This window comes from Bifidobacterium sp. LH_416, assembly GCF_056357055.1.
Genome location: NZ_JBKEVJ010000001.1, coordinates 825,279 through 841,581, shown reverse-complemented (window position 1 = coordinate 841,581; position 16,303 = coordinate 825,279). Strand labels below are relative to the sequence as shown.

Annotated in this window: 21 protein-coding genes; all 21 read left to right on the top strand. The window is 64.1% G+C overall.

Going from position 1 to position 16,303, the window contains the following annotated elements; translation table 11 throughout:
* Positions 1-218 precede the first annotated feature (218 nt).
* The 21 genes from AC1AY0_RS03755 (at position 219) to AC1AY0_RS03655 (ending at position 16,303) form a co-directional block, all read left to right on the top strand.
* Positions 219-743: a bifunctional DNA primase/polymerase gene (locus AC1AY0_RS03755; protein ID WP_476525858.1), complete on the top strand. Its 525-nt coding sequence runs from the start codon at positions 219-221 to the stop codon at positions 741-743.
* On the top strand, positions 730-1,758 hold the full coding sequence (locus AC1AY0_RS03750; protein ID WP_476525856.1) for a DUF4417 domain-containing protein: 1,029 nt from the start codon (positions 730-732) through the stop codon (positions 1,756-1,758). The genes AC1AY0_RS03755 and AC1AY0_RS03750 overlap by 14 nt, the downstream gene beginning before the upstream one ends.
* A 45-nt stretch (positions 1,759-1,803) precedes the next feature.
* The gene (locus AC1AY0_RS03745; protein ID WP_476525855.1) at positions 1,804-2,436 is read left to right on the top strand and encodes an ADP-ribosyltransferase domain-containing protein; all 633 of its coding nucleotides are present in this window, start codon (positions 1,804-1,806) and stop codon (positions 2,434-2,436) included.
* Positions 2,437-2,438: 2 nt separating this feature from the next.
* Positions 2,439-2,615, top strand: a complete 177-nt coding sequence (locus AC1AY0_RS03740) for a hypothetical protein (protein WP_476525854.1) — start codon at positions 2,439-2,441, stop codon at positions 2,613-2,615.
* Complete coding sequence (locus AC1AY0_RS03735) at positions 2,612-3,415, top strand: ADP-ribosylglycohydrolase family protein (RefSeq protein WP_476525852.1); 804 nt, start codon at positions 2,612-2,614, stop codon at positions 3,413-3,415. Before AC1AY0_RS03740 ends, AC1AY0_RS03735 begins: the two co-directional genes overlap by 4 nt.
* Before the next feature lie 10 nt (positions 3,416-3,425).
* A complete protein-coding gene (locus AC1AY0_RS03730; protein ID WP_169241843.1) occupies positions 3,426-3,677 on the top strand; it encodes a hypothetical protein in 252 nt (83 codons plus the stop codon).
* 70 nt (positions 3,678-3,747) lie between these two features.
* On the top strand, positions 3,748-4,512 hold the full coding sequence (locus AC1AY0_RS03725; protein ID WP_476525850.1) for a hypothetical protein: 765 nt from the start codon (positions 3,748-3,750) through the stop codon (positions 4,510-4,512).
* Between the two features lie 20 nt (positions 4,513-4,532).
* Positions 4,533-4,958 (top strand): hypothetical protein, encoded by a 426-nt coding sequence (locus AC1AY0_RS03720; RefSeq protein ID WP_101625599.1) that lies wholly within the window; start codon positions 4,533-4,535, stop codon positions 4,956-4,958.
* A complete protein-coding gene (locus tag AC1AY0_RS03715) occupies positions 4,924-6,375 on the top strand; it encodes a terminase (protein ID WP_476525848.1) in 1,452 nt (483 codons plus the stop codon). The genes AC1AY0_RS03720 and AC1AY0_RS03715 overlap by 35 nt, the downstream gene beginning before the upstream one ends.
* Positions 6,372-7,922: a phage portal protein gene (locus AC1AY0_RS03710; protein ID WP_476525847.1), complete on the top strand. Its 1,551-nt coding sequence runs from the start codon at positions 6,372-6,374 to the stop codon at positions 7,920-7,922. The genes AC1AY0_RS03715 and AC1AY0_RS03710 overlap by 4 nt, the downstream gene beginning before the upstream one ends.
* Positions 7,822-8,553, top strand: a complete 732-nt coding sequence (locus AC1AY0_RS03705; RefSeq protein ID WP_476525846.1) for a VG15 protein — start codon at positions 7,822-7,824, stop codon at positions 8,551-8,553. The genes AC1AY0_RS03710 and AC1AY0_RS03705 overlap by 101 nt, the downstream gene beginning before the upstream one ends.
* Positions 8,554-8,646: 93 nt before the next feature.
* Positions 8,647-9,258, top strand: a complete 612-nt coding sequence (locus tag AC1AY0_RS03700) for a capsid assembly scaffolding protein Gp46 family protein (RefSeq protein WP_476525844.1) — start codon at positions 8,647-8,649, stop codon at positions 9,256-9,258.
* 24 nt (positions 9,259-9,282) lie between these two features.
* A complete protein-coding gene (locus AC1AY0_RS03695; RefSeq protein WP_476525842.1) occupies positions 9,283-10,530 on the top strand; it encodes an SU10 major capsid protein in 1,248 nt (415 codons plus the stop codon).
* Between the two features lie 2 nt (positions 10,531-10,532).
* Positions 10,533-10,934, top strand: a complete 402-nt coding sequence (locus tag AC1AY0_RS03690) for a Gp19/Gp15/Gp42 family protein (RefSeq protein WP_476525840.1) — start codon at positions 10,533-10,535, stop codon at positions 10,932-10,934.
* Complete coding sequence (locus tag AC1AY0_RS03685) at positions 10,931-11,284, top strand: hypothetical protein (RefSeq protein WP_476525838.1); 354 nt, start codon at positions 10,931-10,933, stop codon at positions 11,282-11,284. Before AC1AY0_RS03690 ends, AC1AY0_RS03685 begins: the two co-directional genes overlap by 4 nt.
* A gap of 2 nt (positions 11,285-11,286) precedes the next feature.
* Entirely contained in the window at positions 11,287-11,544 is a 258-nt protein-coding gene (locus tag AC1AY0_RS03680; RefSeq protein WP_476525836.1) for a hypothetical protein, read from the top strand.
* 9 nt (positions 11,545-11,553) lie between these two features.
* The gene (locus AC1AY0_RS03675; RefSeq protein ID WP_476525835.1) at positions 11,554-11,907 is read left to right on the top strand and encodes a hypothetical protein; all 354 of its coding nucleotides are present in this window, start codon (positions 11,554-11,556) and stop codon (positions 11,905-11,907) included.
* Positions 11,908-11,916: 9 nt separating this feature from the next.
* Positions 11,917-12,540 carry a phage tail tube protein gene (locus AC1AY0_RS03670; RefSeq protein ID WP_476525833.1) on the top strand — a complete coding sequence of 208 codons (624 nt, stop codon included), beginning with the start codon at positions 11,917-11,919 and terminating at the stop codon, positions 12,538-12,540.
* Positions 12,541-12,617: 77 nt separating this feature from the next.
* Positions 12,618-12,932, top strand: coding sequence for a hypothetical protein (locus AC1AY0_RS03665; protein WP_476525831.1), 315 nt, complete (start codon positions 12,618-12,620; stop codon positions 12,930-12,932).
* Positions 12,933-12,943: 11 nt separating this feature from the next.
* Complete coding sequence (locus AC1AY0_RS03660) at positions 12,944-13,300, top strand: DUF5361 domain-containing protein (RefSeq protein ID WP_476525830.1); 357 nt, start codon at positions 12,944-12,946, stop codon at positions 13,298-13,300.
* A 15-nt stretch (positions 13,301-13,315) separates the two neighbouring features.
* Entirely contained in the window at positions 13,316-16,303 is a 2,988-nt protein-coding gene (locus tag AC1AY0_RS03655) for a tape measure protein (protein ID WP_476525828.1), read from the top strand.

The following is a 16,303-nucleotide window of genomic DNA, read 5'->3' as shown; positions in this document are numbered from 1 at the left end:
TGTATGGCCGTTTCGGCCGCGTTTCGGCGGTTCCGGGGCTTTGTTGCCATGATCGGCCGCGTTCGCCGGCCTGCGCCGATCGGCCACGAACGGCCGGCCTCGCATGCCAGCAACCACGCTCGAAGCGCTCGAAAACGTTGCAATACCGCTTGTCAAGCGTTACAAAACATGATATAGTCTTGAATATGGGAAGGCGTTGCGAGATAGACGGCACATACATGGCCGACGACAACGGCCACGGCGGCAGCAGCCAGCGCGTATGCTCCGGCCGCTGCCGCGTCGAAGCCTACCGGCGGCGCAAGGCCATACCCGAGGGGATGAAGACGCTGCACCGGTGGGTGAGGGCCGACGGCAAACGACCCATCCGACCCGACGGCCGGCCTGCATCCAGCACCGATCAGGCCACATGGTCGGCGTTCGACGAAGTGGCGAACACCGGGGAAGGCGACGGATACGGGATCATGCTCGGCGACGGACTCGCCTGCTACGACCTCGACCACATCCTCGACAAGGAAGGCCGCGTCAAACCCGGCCATCCCGGCCGGATCATCCTCGAACGCTTGGAACGCGAAGGCTGCCTGTTCGCCGAGATCAGCAGCAGCGGCGAAGGCCTGCACCTGTTCGTCCATTCGGACGCGCCGAGCTGGAGGCACGACGGCGTGGAATTCTACAGCCACGGCCGCTTCATCCGCATGACCGGCATCAAGTGGAACCCGAAAAGGAGGCGCAATGCTCATCAATGACATCATCCCCTACGAGCGCAACGCCCGCCACAACGACAAGGCCATACCCAAGGTCGCCGAAAGCATCCAGAAATTCGGCCTGCGCGGCAGCATCGTCCTCGAATCGCGCGACAACCCCGTCATCGTATGCGGACACACCCGAGTCGCCGCCATGAAAAGCCTCGGCTGGACGGAAGTGCCCGACGAACACGTCGAATACTGCGACGGCCTGACCCAAGACGAGATCGACGCCTTCCGCCTCATCGACAACAAGACCGGCGAGATCGCCACATGGAACGTCGCCCTGCTGAAAAGCGAGGCCAAACGCCTCAACGGCAAACTCGACTTCGCCCGTTACGGCTTCGACTTCAAAAGCAAGGTCAAGCCCTACGGCGCGGAACGAACCCGCACCGACGACTACTACAACCTGCGCCTGTGCGACATCGACCAATGCGGCCCCGACGGCATGCCCATGCTCGCCCCCAGCGACATCCAACCCGCCCGCCTCATCGGCTTCAACTACGCCAAAAGCTGGAAGGAGCCCAAGGAAGGCGTCGGCATCCACTTCTTCCTCGACGACTACCAGTTCGAACGAGTGTGGAACAAGCCCGAGGAGTACATGGGACTGCTCAAGGGCTTCGACATGGCATGCACGCCCGACTGGAGCCTCTACCTCGACATGCCCCGACCAATGCAGCAGTGGAACGTCTACCGCAGCCGCGCCATAGGCGACTGGTGGCAGCGTCAGGGCCTGACCGTCGTGCCGACCCTCTCATGGAGCGACGAGAACAGCTACGAATACTGCTTCAACGGCCTGCCCACCGGCTCCACCGTCGCCGTGAGCACCATCGGCGTCAAAGGCGACGAGGAACGCGAACGCCTCTGGCACGCCGGCATGGACGAGGCCATCGCCCGCGTGCGCCCGAAGCGCGTGCTGCTCTACGGCGGCAGTCTCGGCCACGACATGCACGGCATCGAGACCATCGAATACGCCAACACCGTCACCGACCGCATGGCCGGCGACAAACCGCCGTAAACCCCGGCGCAAGCCTGCTTGAAAAACTGAAAAGAGGTACCCGACATGGGCGGACGAGGCGCAACCAGCAGCCACGGCAAAACCAAGGCCAAGGAAAAACCACGGCAGAAAGGCCACCTCACCGGCGACCAAATCCCCAAGAACGCCGAAGAGACCGCCAAATACATCGGCTCGACCGTTCAGGAAGCCAAGGACATGTTCGACGCGGTGCAGGACTTCACGGGCAGCGCATACTCGGGCATCCGACGCGCACAACGCGGAGAGAAGGCGTCCGACATCCCCGAGCTGCAAAAGAAGTACGACAGCGAGGCCAAACGGATCGAAGGCTACATCGAACGAGCGCCCAAATGGGGAGGCGGCGTCACCTACCGAGGCATGAGCCTTCCAGCGTCCGCCGTCAAAGGACTCAAGGTCGGAGGAACGTTCGACGTCAACCTCGGCACCGCCTCATGGAGCACGCAGGAAAGCACCGCCCGCAACTTCGCCAAATCAAGCAGCGGCGACAAACCGGTCGTGTTCGTCAGCCAGACCCAGAGCAAGGGCACCTCGATCAAGCACATCAGCAACTTCACCAAGGAAAACGAGGTGCTGGTGTCCAAGAACGCGAAATACACCGTCACCAACATCTCGACCAAACCCGGCAGCCCATACACCTACGTCTACGTAAAGGAGAGCTAGACATGACCGCCAAGAACACCACCAAGAAGACCACCACCGCATCGGAAGACTGGTCGCACCCCAAGCAGTACACCCGCCGACGCGGCGAAATGGCCGAGCGCGGCCGTCAGGACGGCCTCGACTTCATCAAGGGCAACGCCAAGGCCCTCGGCCTCGACAAGAAGAAGAACACCAAATGACCGTCACCCTCACCGACGCCATCCTCGGCCAAGCCGTCGGCGACGCGCTCGGCGTGCCCTACGAATTCCGCCCGCGCGGCACCTTCCACGCCACCGCCATGACCGGCCACGGCACCCACAACCAGCCCGCCGGCACATGGAGCGACGACACCAGCATGGCGCTCGCCATCTGCGACTCCATCCGCGCCAACCACGGCCGCATCGACACCGACGACATGCGCCAACGGTTCAACGACTGGTACCGGCGCGGCGAATACACCATCGACGGGCTCTTCGACATCGGCAACACCACCGTCAAAGCCCTCCGATACGGCCACGGCATGACCGACGACTGGGACAACGGCAACGGATCGCTCATGCGCACCATCCCCCTCGCCTTCACTACCGCGACCGACGAACAGGTGCGACAGGTCAGCGCCATCACCCACGCTCACCCCACAAGCACCAACGCCTGCGTGAAACTCATCCACTACGCCCGCGAACTCATCGAAGGACGGACGCCCATCGAGGCGATCCGCGAGGCCGGCTACACTCCGGCGCTCGCCGACGAGCCCGAGAACGCGATCCGTTCCGGCGGGTACGTGCTCGACACGCTCAAGGCCGCCGTCTGGTGCCTTATCACCACCGACAACTACGCGGACTGTGCGCTCAAGGCCGTCAACCTCGGCGACGACACCGACACCACCGCAGCCGTCGCCGGCGGCCTCGCCGGCATCGTCTACGGCACCGAAGGCATCCCCGCCGAATGGATCGCCAAACTGCGGGGCCGGGACGTCATCGACGCATGCCTGTTCGCATAGGAGGAACATCGTGACACACATCAGAAAGGCCGCGATCCTGTGCGACAAGTGCGGCGCGCGCATCGACATCGACCCGGACGTCGCCAGCCCGTTCTCATCGTCGATCCTGCACCGCGAAAGCGCATGGCGCGACTGGATCGAGGTCGAGACCGGCCGGCACCTGTGCCCCGAATGCGCGGGGCATTACCGGGAAGTGAAGCGGCGCATGGAACGCGAGCTGCGCGAGGCAGCCGGCGTGCGCACCATCGACTTCGACTACTGACCGCCACCAAACCAAACGAAAGCCGCCCCACGGGGTGGCTTTTTCTTTGCCAGAAAGCGAGACGCAGAACATGGAGCGCTCCCAATTCGAAGCCGATTCAAGGCTCGTGGAATTCTGCGAGGTCGGCGGCCGCCTCTTCACCGCCGACGACATGGAACTGTGGAACCCGCAGGACGCCAAGACCGTCACCTTCCCCGACTGGGACACGGCCTTCGCCTACCGGGACGGCGCGTACAGCTTCGCCGAGAGCGTGGGCAAGATGCGCAGCGTCCTGATCGACGAGAACGGCGGGCGAGGCGCATCCAGCAGCACCAAGGGCGAGATGAAGACCTTCAAGTTCGGCCACGCCGCCCACGGCAAGGGCGAGAACCTGTCGCAAAGCAAGTTCCCGGCCGAATTCAACGACGGCGAGAAAACCCAGTCGTTCGACAAGGCCCTAGCCAAGTTCCGCAAAAAACACGCCGACAGCGACACCGAATACGCGATCACCGTGGACGAACAGGGATACGTCCACCAATACAAGCACGGCGGCAGCACCGCAGTGCAGATCGCCGGCCGCAAGGGCCAGATGGTCATCCACAACCACCCCAGCGGCGGCGCGTTCTCCGACAGCGACCTTCTGTCCGCCGCGCAGACCCCCGCCAAGGGCATCGTCGCGACCGGCGCGAAGGGGAGCTACATCGTGAGGAAGACCCAGAAGTTCAAGGCCAAAGCGTTCGCCAAAGGCGTCAAGACCGCGCAGATGCAAGGCACCAGCTACGACGACGCCGTTGACAAATGGCTCACCGCCAACCAGAAGAAATACGGCTACCAGTACGAATTCCGCAAGGCCTGACACAAGGGAGGCGGCGACGCATGGACGACCTCAAGCCCGAACTCATCGCCGCCGACCCGTACAAAAGCCGCAAATGGGACGAACTGACCACCGGCGCGGACATCGACCCCGCAGCCGTGCCCACCCTCACGCTCCTAGTCAACTGGTACGCGATCCTCGACCAATGCATGCGCGACATCAGCGCCGACGACGGCACCCACGTCGCCTACGTCAACGATCAGGGCGACGTCAAGGCCATGCCCCAGATCGCCACCATGAAACAGGCCAGCGCCGAAATCAGGGCGCTCAACAAACAACTGTTCGCCGACGGCGGCGACACCGCCCTCATCCGCCGCGAAACCAAGGCCGCGCAGCGCGACAACCCGCTCGAACGCGCCCGACGCGCCCGCGAACTGAGACTGGAGGTCAGAAATGGCGGCAAGGCTCAAAGGAAGGCAGCAACCTAGCTACCAGCTCACCCCGCGCCACGCGGACAGCTACGGGCCGGACGCCGCCGCGCTCGCCGAAGGCTACGGCATGCCGCCCGACCCGTGGCAGCGGCTCATCCTCGACGGCTGGATGGGCACCCTCAAGGACGGCCGATGGGCCGCCGGCGACTGCGGCGTGAGCGTGCCGCGCCAGAACGGCAAGAACGGCGTCATCGAATTCCTCGAACTGTACGACACCGCCATACTCGGCCTGAAAATCCTGCACACCGCCCACGAGGTCAAGACCTGCCGCAAGCACTTCCTGAGAATGAAGAACTACTTCGAGAACGCCCGCCAGTACCCCGAGCTAGCGGAGGCGGTGGACTACATCAGGAACACGAACGGACAGGAAGCCATCGTCCTGACCAACGGCGGCAGCATCGAATTCATCGCCCGCTCCAAAAGCTCCGGCCGAGGCTTCACCGTGGACATCCTCGTATGCGACGAGGCGCAGGAACTCACCGACGAACAGATGGAGGCCATACAGCCCGCCACCTCGTCCGCACCCAGCGGCAACCCCCAGACCATCTACGCCGGAACCCCCACCCCGCCGCACTCGCCCGGCACCGTGTTCGAACGCATCCGCCGCAACGCCCGCACCACGAAGCCAAAACGCACATGCTGGTACGAATGGGGCGTCGAAGAGATCGGCGACATCCACGACCGCACCCGCTGGGCGCAGGCCAACCCCAGCCTCGGCATCCGCCTCGTCGAAACCGTCATCGAAAGCGAGGTCGCCAAATTCACCCCCGAAGGCTTCGCCCGCGAACGCCTCGGATGGTGGGACGAATCCCAGTCCAACGGCACCGAGATCAACCCCGACGACTGGGCCGCATGCAAGACCGACCAACCATGTCAGGAAGGCCGCAACAGCTTCGCCGTCAAATTCAGCCCCGACGGAGCCACCGCCAGCCTCGTCGCATGTGTCCGCCCGCCCAAAGGCAGCGACCTCAAGCCGCACATCGAACTCATCGACGTGCGCAGCATGCGCAACGGCGTCATGTGGCTCGCCGACTTCCTCGAACAACGATGGCGCAAAACCATCGGCATCGTCATCGACGGCCGCGTGGGAGCGCCCACCCTCGTCCAGATGCTCAAAGACCAAGGCGTCTCCAGCCGCGTCATCGTCACCCCGACCAGCCGCCAAGTCGCCGACGCCGTAAGCATGTTCGAACAGGCCATCAACGACCACAGGCTCACCCACTTCGACCAACCCGGCCTCAACGACGCCGCAGCCCACGCCAAACACCGCAGGATCGGCGACGGCTACGGATACGAGCCCGGCGACCAGAACACCGACGTCATGCCCTTGGAAGCCGCAGCGCTCGCCTACTGGAACCAGAAGACCAGCCGCCGCGACCCCGACCGCAAGCAAAGGATGGTACGACTCGCATGAACGGACTCACCCCGGTCACGGACTTCTCCCACGGGCCGCAATGGTTCACACCACCGAGCCATGTGGAAGGCCTCGACCCCGAGACCGAACGGCTCATGTTCCCCCTGTTCGCCGTATGGAACCGCAAACGCGCCCGCAACATGCTGCGCAGCGCCTACGCGGACGGCAGACACCGGCTCGACCACATCGGCTTCTCCATCCCGCCCGCCATGCGCCACATCGAAGAGGTCGTGGGATGGCCCGCCAAGGCCGTCGCCGCCCACGCCGAACGCTGCATGTTCGACGGCTTCGTCAGCCCCAGCGCCAACGACGACCCCTTCGACCTCGACGCGATCCTGTCCGCCAACCGGTTCGACCTCGAACTGCCGCAGACGATCCGCAGCAGCATGACCCACTCCGTCGCGTTCATGACCGTCACCCCCGGCGACAGGACGAAGGACGAGCCGCCGGTGATCGTCATGCCCTACTCGGCGCAATGGTCCGCCGGCCTGTGGAACTTCCGAACCCGCAGCCTCAAGGCCGGCCTCGTCGTCAACAACGTGGACGACTACGCCATGCCGACCGAGTACAGCGTCTACACGCCGAGCGAGGTGACGACGCTGAAACTGGAACGCGAATGGATCGTAAGCAACGTATGGCGCCACAACCTCGGCCGAGTCCCCATGGAGGCCCTGCCTTACCGGCCCGACATCGACCGGCCCTTCGGCCGAAGCATCGTCAGCCGCCCCGTCATGAGCATCACCGACGACGCCGTTCGCACCGTCATGCGAACCGAGGTCAGCGCCGAATTCTACAGCGCGCCCCAACTGCTGCTGCTCGGAGCAGACAAAGACAGCTTCCTCGACGACAAAGGCAACCCGATACCCGTATGGGAATTCATCATCGGCCGCATCAACGCCATCAGCCGCGACGACAACGGCGACGTGCCCACCGTCCAGCAGATCAGCCAGCAAAGCGTCCAACCCCACGTCGAACAGATGCGCGAACTCGCCAGCCGCTTCGCCGGCGAAACCAACGTACCCGTCTCCAGCCTCGGCGTCGTCACCGACAACCCATCCAGCGCCGAAGCCATGCACGCAGCCGAAAAAGACCTCGTCATCGACTGCGCCGCCGCCAACCGCGTCTACGGAGCCGCCCTGCGCCGCATCGCACAGGACATCATCATGATCCGAGACAACACCACCGAGATCACCGACGAAATGGCCGGCATCACCGCCAGATGGCGCTCGCCGGCACTGCCCAGCGTCATCGACAGCGGCGACGCGATCGTCAAACTCATCGGCGCGTTCCCGTGGCTCGCCGACACCAGCGTCGCACTGGAGGAAGCCGGCTTCACCGACGAGCAGATCACCCGACTGCTCGCCGAGAAACGACGCAACCAAGCCACCGCCACCGCCACGCAGATGCTCGCCGCCCTCACCTCGCAACAGCAGGAGGCTCCCGACAATGGTCAGCAGGACACAGCTCAACCAACTCAACCTGACGCAGCAGCAGGCGGTCAAACTGGCGATAACGGAAATGCGCAAACTGTGGACGACGCTCAATGAGCTCACCCCCGAATGGCAGCACGACCTTCTGCTCGACGCCATCCCGCAACTCGCCGCCAGATACGGCGACATCGCCGGCACCGCCGCAGCCGAATGGTACGAGGCCACACGCCTCGAAAACACCGGCGGAGCGTTCGACGCCCTCACCTACGGCAGCTTCAACCCCGACGCCATACGAGGCAGCATCGACGCCAAAGCCTACCCCATGATCCTCAGCGGCAACCCGCAGCAGGCGTTCGACTTCCTCGCCGGAGCGATGCAACGCTGGATCAGATACGTCGGCCGACAGACCATCGCCCGAAACTGCGACCACGACCCATACAAACCCAGATGGGCGCGAGTACCCAGCGGCACGAAGACCTGCGCATGGTGCGAAATGCTCTGCTCACGCGGCTTCGTCTACTACTCCAAGGAAACCGCCGGCGCGCTCGCCCACTGGCACGACGAATGCGACTGCTCGATCGTGCCCGAATGGGAGAAGGACGAGACCCACATCGCCGGCTACGACCCAGACCTGTACTACTCGCGGTACAAGGCCGCATGGGACGCCGCCGGCGGATACGGGGCGACCGACGCGCAGGTTGCCCACTGGATGCGCGTACTGAACCCGGACGCCTACACCGACAACTAGTTTTCCCGCGACCCGAACGGATCGCGGCGGCACTCGCACCGCAATGCGTGGAACCACATCAACCGACGGCCGGACAGCCGGAAAGGAAACGACATGTTCCGAAACAACTGGATCAACCGCATCCGCACGATCGTCGCCGACAACGGCGAGGCGGGCGGCACGTCCGAAACCACCGCCGAACAGGCGGGAGAAGCCCCCAATGACGAACAGACGCGCACGTTCACCCAAGACGAGGTGAACGAGCTCGTGGAACGCCGTCTGGCAAGGGAGCGGGCCAAGCAGGGCGACATCGCCGAGCTGCGCCGCAAGGCCAAGCTCTACGACGAAGCCGAAGAGGCCAACAAGACCGAGACGCAGAAGCTCACCGACCAGAACCGCAAGCAGGCCGAACGCATCGCACAGCTCGAACACGGCAAGCTCGTGTCCGACGCATGCCTCGCGCACGGCATCCCCTCCGAATACGCCGACCTCGTGACCGGCGCGGACGAGGAAGCCGTCAACGCATCCGCCGAAAAGGTCGCCAAACTCATCGGCGGCGCCAAACCCGCCGGCGAAACCCGCCCCGCCACCGTGCCGAGCGAGGGGACGCGGCCCGCCGCATCCGGCAGCAAGACCATCTACGAGCTCATCGACACGGCCGAAAGGAACGGCGACACCGCCAAGGCCATCGCGCTCAAGAGCATGCTGCTCGCGGACAAGAACTAACCAACAGACCCGAAAGGAACCATCATGCCCGGAATCACCGGTCAGGGAACCACCTACAACCTCCCCAACTACGTCGGCGAACTGTTCGCCGTCAGCCGCGAGGACACCCCGCTGCTGTCCGCCATCGGCGGACTGACCGGCGGCCGATCCACCACCAGCACCCTCTTCGAATGGCAGGGCTACGACCTGCGAGACCCCGACGTCAACCGCCAGCGCCTCGAAGGCGCGGACGCGCCGGAAGGCGAGGCGCGCGTGCGCTTCCACGCCAACAACGTGGTCGAAATCCATCAGGAAAGCGTGGAGATCAGCTACACGAAGCAGGGCGCGACCGGCAACCGCTCCACCGACGGCATGCCCACCGTCAGCGTCGGCGGCACCGTCATCCCAGCCGACGAACTCGGCTGGCAGATCACCCAGCAGCTCAAGCAGATCAGCCGAGACGTCGAAGCGTCGTTCATCACCGGCACCTACCAGAACCCGACCGACAACACCACGCCGCGCAAGACGCGCGGCCTGATCGAGGCGATCACCACCAACTCGCGCAGCACCGAACACACCGCCGAACAGCTCACCGCCGACGACGTGCTCGACCTCGCGCAGCTCGCATGGGACAACGGCGGCATCCGCGAGACCGAGACCCGCACCATCGTCGTCAACTCGACCCTCAAGCGCGCCCTGACCCGCGCGTTCGTCACCGACCGCAACTACCGCGAGGAAACCCGCAACGTCGGCGGCGTCAGCCTCCAGACCATCGAAACCGACTTCGGCCGGTTCAACGTCATGCTCGACCCCTACGTTCCCAAGGACAAGCTGCTCGTCCTCAGCCTTGAGGAACTTGCCCCCCGCTTCCTCGAAATCCCCGGCAAGGGCCACTTCTTCGCCGAACCGCTCGCCAAGACCGGAGCCGCCGACAAGGTGCAGCTCTACGGCGAGATCGGCCTCGAATACGGCAACGAGAAGGCGCACGCCATCCTCACCGTCGGAGCCAACGCACCGTCCACCAAGGTCACGGGCGTCACCTTCGACAAGAAGACCATGGCCGTCAAGGTCGGCGCCACCAACACCGTCAAGGCGAGCATCAGCCCGCTCGACGCGACCGACAAGACCGTCACATGGGCCAGCAGCGCCGCAGCGACGGCCACCGTCAAGGCCGACGCCAAAGACCCGCTCACCGGCGTCGTCACCGGCGTCGCCGCAGGCACGGCCAACGTGACCGCCACCACCAAGGACGGCGCGAAGGTCGCCACCGTCGCCGTCACCGTGAGCGCCTGACCATGAGCGACGAGACCGAGCAGCAGCCGTTCGCGACCGTCGCCGACCTCGAAAAACGCTGGTACGGGCGAAAGTTCGCCGGCACCGACAAGGAGGACCACGTCAAGGTCCTCCTTGAGGACGCCAGCGACCTGATCCGCCGATACCCCGGACACCGAAGATGCACCGAGGCCACGCTGCGCCGCATATGCTGCGCCGTGGCCCGGCGCACCCTCGAAAACGAGGAAAGCGACCTCAGCAGCAACGTCACCAACATGAGCGAGACCGTCGGCCCCGTGTCGCAGAGCTACACGTTCGGGAACGCGGGGGCCGACATGCGCCTGTGGCCCAGCGAGGAACGCGAGCTCGGAGTGGGACGCCAACAGGCATGGAGCTACGACCCGTTCGAGGGAGCCAAGCCATGAAACGCATCCAAGGCATCGAAATCCGGGTAGCCCGCCGGGAAACCTACCAACTGCCCGACGAGATGAACGAGCAGACGGTCGCCTACCTGCCCGACGAGACCATCGCCGACGTGATCGTCGCCGACGGCGCGCAGGCCAACGCCACGGAAAGCGACCGGCCGCAAGGCGTGGACACGGCGCGAACCATCTATCTGCCGAGAACGTGGCCGTGGCAAAGCCTCGAAGGCGCCCGCATCACCATCGACGGCACCGACTACTGGGTGCTCGGCGACCCCCACCCCGTCCAAACCAACCTCACCCCGACCGGCCACTGGCCCGTCGCCGTGCAGGTCAGCACGAAGAAGGCCTGACCATGGCGAAAACCCGCGTCAAGCTCGACCACAACGCCTTCCGCGTCTACCGTCGAGACCCGACCGTCAAAGCCGCACTCGACGAACAGGCGCAGGCATGGGCCGCAAGGGCGACCGCATCGAAACGCCGCCGCAAAGCCGAATACGAGGCGGTGCCCGCCGCCAACACCGACCACGGCAGCGTCGCCCTCGTCCACACCGGCAACATCGAAGCCCGCTTCGACAACGCCGAAAACAACACCCTCCTCAAAACCATGTAGGAGCCGCCCATGCCAAGCATCGCCGCAACCGCCATCCAATGGCTCAACCAACACCCGCCCGACGGATACACGGCCCACGGCAGCACGCCCGACCCAAGACCCGAACGGTACATCACCATCCAACGAACCGGCGGCATTAGAGGCCGATACAAGGACGACGCCATGCTCGCCATCCAAGTCAACGCCCCCACCCGCAGCCAAGCCGCCGCCACCTCCGAACAAGTGGCCGACCTGCTGCTCGACATGTGGCAGCTCCCCGAGATCGCCGACGTCGAAATACACAGCATCGCCGACACGAGCCTCAACGGTCCGCCCGTCACGCCCCGCTACCAGATAACGGCGGAAATCACCACAACCACCTAAGGAACCACCATGGCAACCACCAAGAACAACAAGAAAAACGTCAGCCTCGGCAAACCGATGGTCGCCGGCGTCGCCTACCGCGCCCCCGCAGGCACCGCACTGCCCACCGACGCCACCACAGCGCTCGCCGCCGCATACGAATGCGTCGGCTTCCTCGGCGAGGACGGCATCACCAACGCCACCGACACCGACAACACCACCATCAACGACATGGGCGGCGTGCAGGTCATCAACGAGATCAGCAGCTACGCCGAGACCTACCAGTTCATCATGATCGAGACCCGGGCCGAAAGCCTCAAGGCCCGCTACGGCGACGACAACGTCACCGCCACGGGAGACGACGGCGCGCAGACCCTCACCGTCCTGCACACCATGCCGGACGGCGAATCCTGCGTATGGGTCTTCGAAATCCTCATGACCGGCAACCGCGTCAAGCGCATCATCATCCCCGACGCGACCATCAGCGAGGTCGGCGACATCACCTACTCCAGCACCGAGGTCATCGGATACGACGTCACCTACAGCGCCAACCCGTCCGACCTCATCAACGGGGCCACCAGCAAGGAAATCATCGCCCCGCTGTCCAAGGCGGCCACCAAGGCGCTCAAGCAGGCGCTCGACCAAGCCGCGTGACCGCTCCCCGACAAACAAGCCAAGCCGGCCGGAACCACCTCCGGCCGGCCTTTCCATACCAGACGAAAGGACGACCAATGACGGCAAACACCCCGCAGGACCACAAGCAGCCCAAGGACAAGCCCCGCAAGGTGGAGGTCATGGGCGCGACCCTGACCATAGACCCCTCGATCCTCGACGACCTCGACATGGTCGAATATCTCTACGACCTCCAGCACGCCGCCGACAGCGACGACGGAGGCTTCGCGATCGTCCCGTTCCTGCGCAAACTGTGCGGCAAGGACTATGCGAACGTGAAGAACGCGCTGCGCGACGACACCGGGCGCATCCCCTTCGAAAAGGTCGGCGAATTCGTCCAGAAGCTCATCGAACAGCTCAACCCAAACTCCTGACGCTCGTGGAAATGATGGAGGCCGCGCCCGACGCGCTCCGGGCCGACCTCCAACGCTTCTACGGGCTCGACTTGGACGAACTCGGCTACACGCTGCGGCCGCGCCGAGCCGCAGACCTCGCCGCAAACCTCCCCGACGACGCGCTCACATGGGGCCGCATCGACGAACGCGCCACATGGGGCACCGCCAAACACCTGCTCGCCACCATCGCCGACAACACCGGCTTCCTCGCATGGACCAAAACCAAAGCCGCCAAACAAGGCGAATGGCACGGCGCGATCGAACGCCCCGGCTTCCCCAGAACGGCCAACGTGCAGAAACTCGCGCCCGACGACATGCTGCGCATCCTACGCATGCCCCGAACCTGACCAAAGGAGAACGACATGGTCGCACTCGCCCACGCCTACGTGCAGATCGTCCCATCCATGAGCGGCGTCGGCAAGACAATACAGGACGCCTTCGGCTCAGCCGGCGACCGAGGCGGCACGCAGGCCGGCAAAAACTTCACCTCCGGCTTCTCCGCCAAGATCGGAGCCGTGGCCGGCGTGACCGCCAGCGTGTTCAACAAGGTCGCCGGCGTCGTCGCATCCAGCCTCAACAGCGCCATCGGCCGCGCCGACCAGATGAACAACTTCCCCAAGGTCATGAAAAACCTCGGGTACTCATCCCAAGACGCAGCCGCCAGCATCAAGAAAATTAGCGCCGCGCTCGACGGACTGCCCACCACCAGCTCCGCCATGACCGGCATGGTCCAACAGCTCGCACCGCTCACCAGCAACCTCGACGAAGCCACGAACATCGCGCTTGCCTTCAACAACGCCATGCTCGCCGGCGGCGCCAGCACGATCGAACAGGAAAACGCGCTCACCCAGTACACGCAGATGCTATCCGCCGGCAAGGTGGACATGCAGGCGTGGCGATCCGTACAGGCCGCCATGCCCGGCCAGCTCAATCAGGTCGCCGAAGCCATGATGGGCGCCGGCCACAACGCAAACGACCTGTACGAGGCCATGAAGGACGGAACCTACTCGTTCGACGACTTCAACAAGACCGTCATGCGCCTCAACGATCAAGGCTTCGCCCAGTACGCGAGCTTCGCCCAACAGGCCAAGGACGCCACCCAAGGCATCGGCACCGCGTTCGAGAACGTCCGCAACCGCGTGGCCAAGGCCGTCCAGAAGGTCATCGAAGCCGTCGGCGTGGAGAACATCGCCGGCGCGATCAACAACTTCAGCTCGCAATTCGGCAAGATCGGCGACGCCGCCGCCAACATGGTCACAGGCGTCAAGAACTGGCTCATCCAGCTATACGGCAAAATCCAAGACAACGGCGCACTCCAATCATTCAAAGCGGCATGGGACAACATCGTCAACATCATCAAACAACTGACAGGCCTCGTCATCGACTGGCTCAAACTCATCCCGCCAGACGGAGCCGCAACCGCCATCAAACTCGTCGCCGACATACTCAAAACACTCTCGGACATACTGCCCGGCCTCATGCCGTTCATCATCGCCTTCGGCACCGCATTCGCCACATGGAAAACCATCAACGCCACCGTCACCGGAGTCACCACCGCAATCGGCACATTCACCACCGGCATCGCCAACGCCAAGGCGCTCGCCATGGAATTCTCAAGCGTCGTCTCTGCGGCCGGAGGCCCGCTCAAGGCACTATGGGCGCTGTTCATGGCGAACCCCATAGCCATCGTCATCACGGCCGTCGCCGCCCTCGTCGCCGGACTTGTATGGTTCTTCACCCAGACGGAGACCGGACGCAAGGCATGGGCCGCATTCACCTCATGGCTCTCCGATACATGGACGGCGCTCGTGGAAGGCGCGAAGGCGTTGTGGAACGGGCTCGGCGAATTCTTCGCCGGCCTATGGTCCGGGATCACGGGCGGCGTCCAATCCGCATGGAACGGCATCGCGGAATTCCTCACGGGCCTGTGGACGACGATCAGCACGAACGTGCAGAGCGCGTGGAACGGCATCACCACGTTCCTGAGCGGCATCTGGACCGGCATCAGCACCACCGCCACGACGATCTTCACCGGCGTCCGCGACTTCATCGTCAACGTGTTCACCGTGCTCGGCGCGCTCATCGTCGCACCCTTGCAGGCGATCCAGAACGGCATCAACACCGTGTTCGACTGGATACTGTCGTTCATCACCCAACAGATGAACAGCACGAACACCGTATGGAGCACCATCTGGACCGCGATCTACAACGTCGTGTCCACGATCTTCGGACTGATACGAGGCTACATCTCGACCGTCGTGAACGCGATCCGCACCATCATCGTCGTGTTCCTCAGCCTGCTCAAGGGCGACTGGAGCGGCGCATGGACCGCGATCAAATCGTTCTTCACGACCACATGGGACGGCATCAAAGCATTCCTGTCGAACATCCTCGACGGAATCAAGAGCGTATGGGCGACCGTATGGACGGCCGTAAGCACGTTCTTCACGTGCATCTGGAACAACATCGTCGCGTTCTTCGCGCCCATCATCAACGGCATCAGTAACACGATCAGCACCGTCCTCAACGCGATCAAGAGCGTGTGGACGAGCGTGTGGAACGCGGTCAAGGCCGTCGCATCCACCGTATGGATGGCGATCAGCTCGGCGGTGTCCTCGTACATCAACAACGTGCGCAACACCATCGGCACCGTCCTCAACGCGATCAAGAGCGTATGGACGAGCGTATGGAACTCCGTCAGCTCGCACCTGTCGAACATCTGGCACGGCATCACGTCGGCCGTATCCAACGGCATCCAGAGCGTGAGCAACACCGTCGGCCGCATCAAAAGCACCGTGCTCGGCGCGGTCAGCGGCGCCGGACAATGGCTGTACGACACCGGCCGTCAGGTCATCCAAGGCCTCATCAACGGCATCGGCGGCGCGTTCCAATGGGTCAAGAACACGATCAGCAACCTCGGCAGCAGCCTCGTCGGCTGGGCCAAGGGCGTGCTCGGCATCCACTCGCCATCGAGAATCTTCCGCGACGAGGTCGGCAAATGGATACCCGCCGGCATGGCCCAAGGCATCGACAAGGCCAGCGGCCTCGTCGCCGACAGCATCGACGGCCTCACCGACATGGTCCCGACCGTCAGCCTCAAGACCGACACCAGCCGGCTCGAAACCCCGCTCGCATACCACGGCACCGTCAACGGCGGCCGGATCGCGTACACGATGGACGACCGAACCTCCGAATACGCGACCAAGCAGGACATCATCGACGCGATCGACGCGGCCCTCGCCGCCGGCATCACGCTCAACCTCAACGACCGTGGCGGCGAGGTCATGGCCGGCAAACTCGCCAAACCAATGAGCTACGAGCTCAACAGCCTCGCCATGCGAAACCGATAG

Bases quoted from the DNA above. Each gene is read 5' to 3' on its own strand.
- AC1AY0_RS03740 (WP_476525854.1), top strand. From the start codon at position 2,439: ATGACCGCCAAGAACACCACCAAGAAGACCACCACCGCATCGGAAGAC.
- AC1AY0_RS03665 (WP_476525831.1), top strand. From the start codon at position 12,618: ATGACGGCAAACACCCCGCAGGACCACAAGCAGCCCAAGGACAAGCCC.
- AC1AY0_RS03690 (WP_476525840.1), top strand. From the start codon at position 10,533: ATGAGCGACGAGACCGAGCAGCAGCCGTTCGCGACCGTCGCCGACCTC.
- AC1AY0_RS03725 (WP_476525850.1), top strand. From the start codon at position 3,748: ATGGAGCGCTCCCAATTCGAAGCCGATTCAAGGCTCGTGGAATTCTGC.
- AC1AY0_RS03680 (WP_476525836.1), top strand. From the start codon at position 11,287: ATGGCGAAAACCCGCGTCAAGCTCGACCACAACGCCTTCCGCGTCTAC.
- AC1AY0_RS03745 (WP_476525855.1), top strand. From the start codon at position 1,804: ATGGGCGGACGAGGCGCAACCAGCAGCCACGGCAAAACCAAGGCCAAG.
- AC1AY0_RS03655 (WP_476525828.1), top strand. From the start codon at position 13,316: ATGGTCGCACTCGCCCACGCCTACGTGCAGATCGTCCCATCCATGAGC.
- AC1AY0_RS03660 (WP_476525830.1), top strand. From the start codon at position 12,944: ATGATGGAGGCCGCGCCCGACGCGCTCCGGGCCGACCTCCAACGCTTC.
- AC1AY0_RS03685 (WP_476525838.1), top strand. From the start codon at position 10,931: ATGAAACGCATCCAAGGCATCGAAATCCGGGTAGCCCGCCGGGAAACC.
- AC1AY0_RS03675 (WP_476525835.1), top strand. From the start codon at position 11,554: ATGCCAAGCATCGCCGCAACCGCCATCCAATGGCTCAACCAACACCCG.
- AC1AY0_RS03710 (WP_476525847.1), top strand. From the start codon at position 6,372: ATGAACGGACTCACCCCGGTCACGGACTTCTCCCACGGGCCGCAATGG.
- AC1AY0_RS03750 (WP_476525856.1), top strand. From the start codon at position 730: ATGCTCATCAATGACATCATCCCCTACGAGCGCAACGCCCGCCACAAC.
- AC1AY0_RS03700 (WP_476525844.1), top strand. From the start codon at position 8,647: ATGTTCCGAAACAACTGGATCAACCGCATCCGCACGATCGTCGCCGAC.
- AC1AY0_RS03735 (WP_476525852.1), top strand. From the start codon at position 2,612: ATGACCGTCACCCTCACCGACGCCATCCTCGGCCAAGCCGTCGGCGAC.
- AC1AY0_RS03705 (WP_476525846.1), top strand. From the start codon at position 7,822: ATGGTCAGCAGGACACAGCTCAACCAACTCAACCTGACGCAGCAGCAG.
- AC1AY0_RS03670 (WP_476525833.1), top strand. From the start codon at position 11,917: ATGGCAACCACCAAGAACAACAAGAAAAACGTCAGCCTCGGCAAACCG.
- AC1AY0_RS03695 (WP_476525842.1), top strand. From the start codon at position 9,283: ATGCCCGGAATCACCGGTCAGGGAACCACCTACAACCTCCCCAACTAC.
- AC1AY0_RS03715 (WP_476525848.1), top strand. From the start codon at position 4,924: ATGGCGGCAAGGCTCAAAGGAAGGCAGCAACCTAGCTACCAGCTCACC.
- AC1AY0_RS03755 (WP_476525858.1), top strand. From the start codon at position 219: ATGGCCGACGACAACGGCCACGGCGGCAGCAGCCAGCGCGTATGCTCC.
- AC1AY0_RS03720 (WP_101625599.1), top strand. From the start codon at position 4,533: ATGGACGACCTCAAGCCCGAACTCATCGCCGCCGACCCGTACAAAAGC.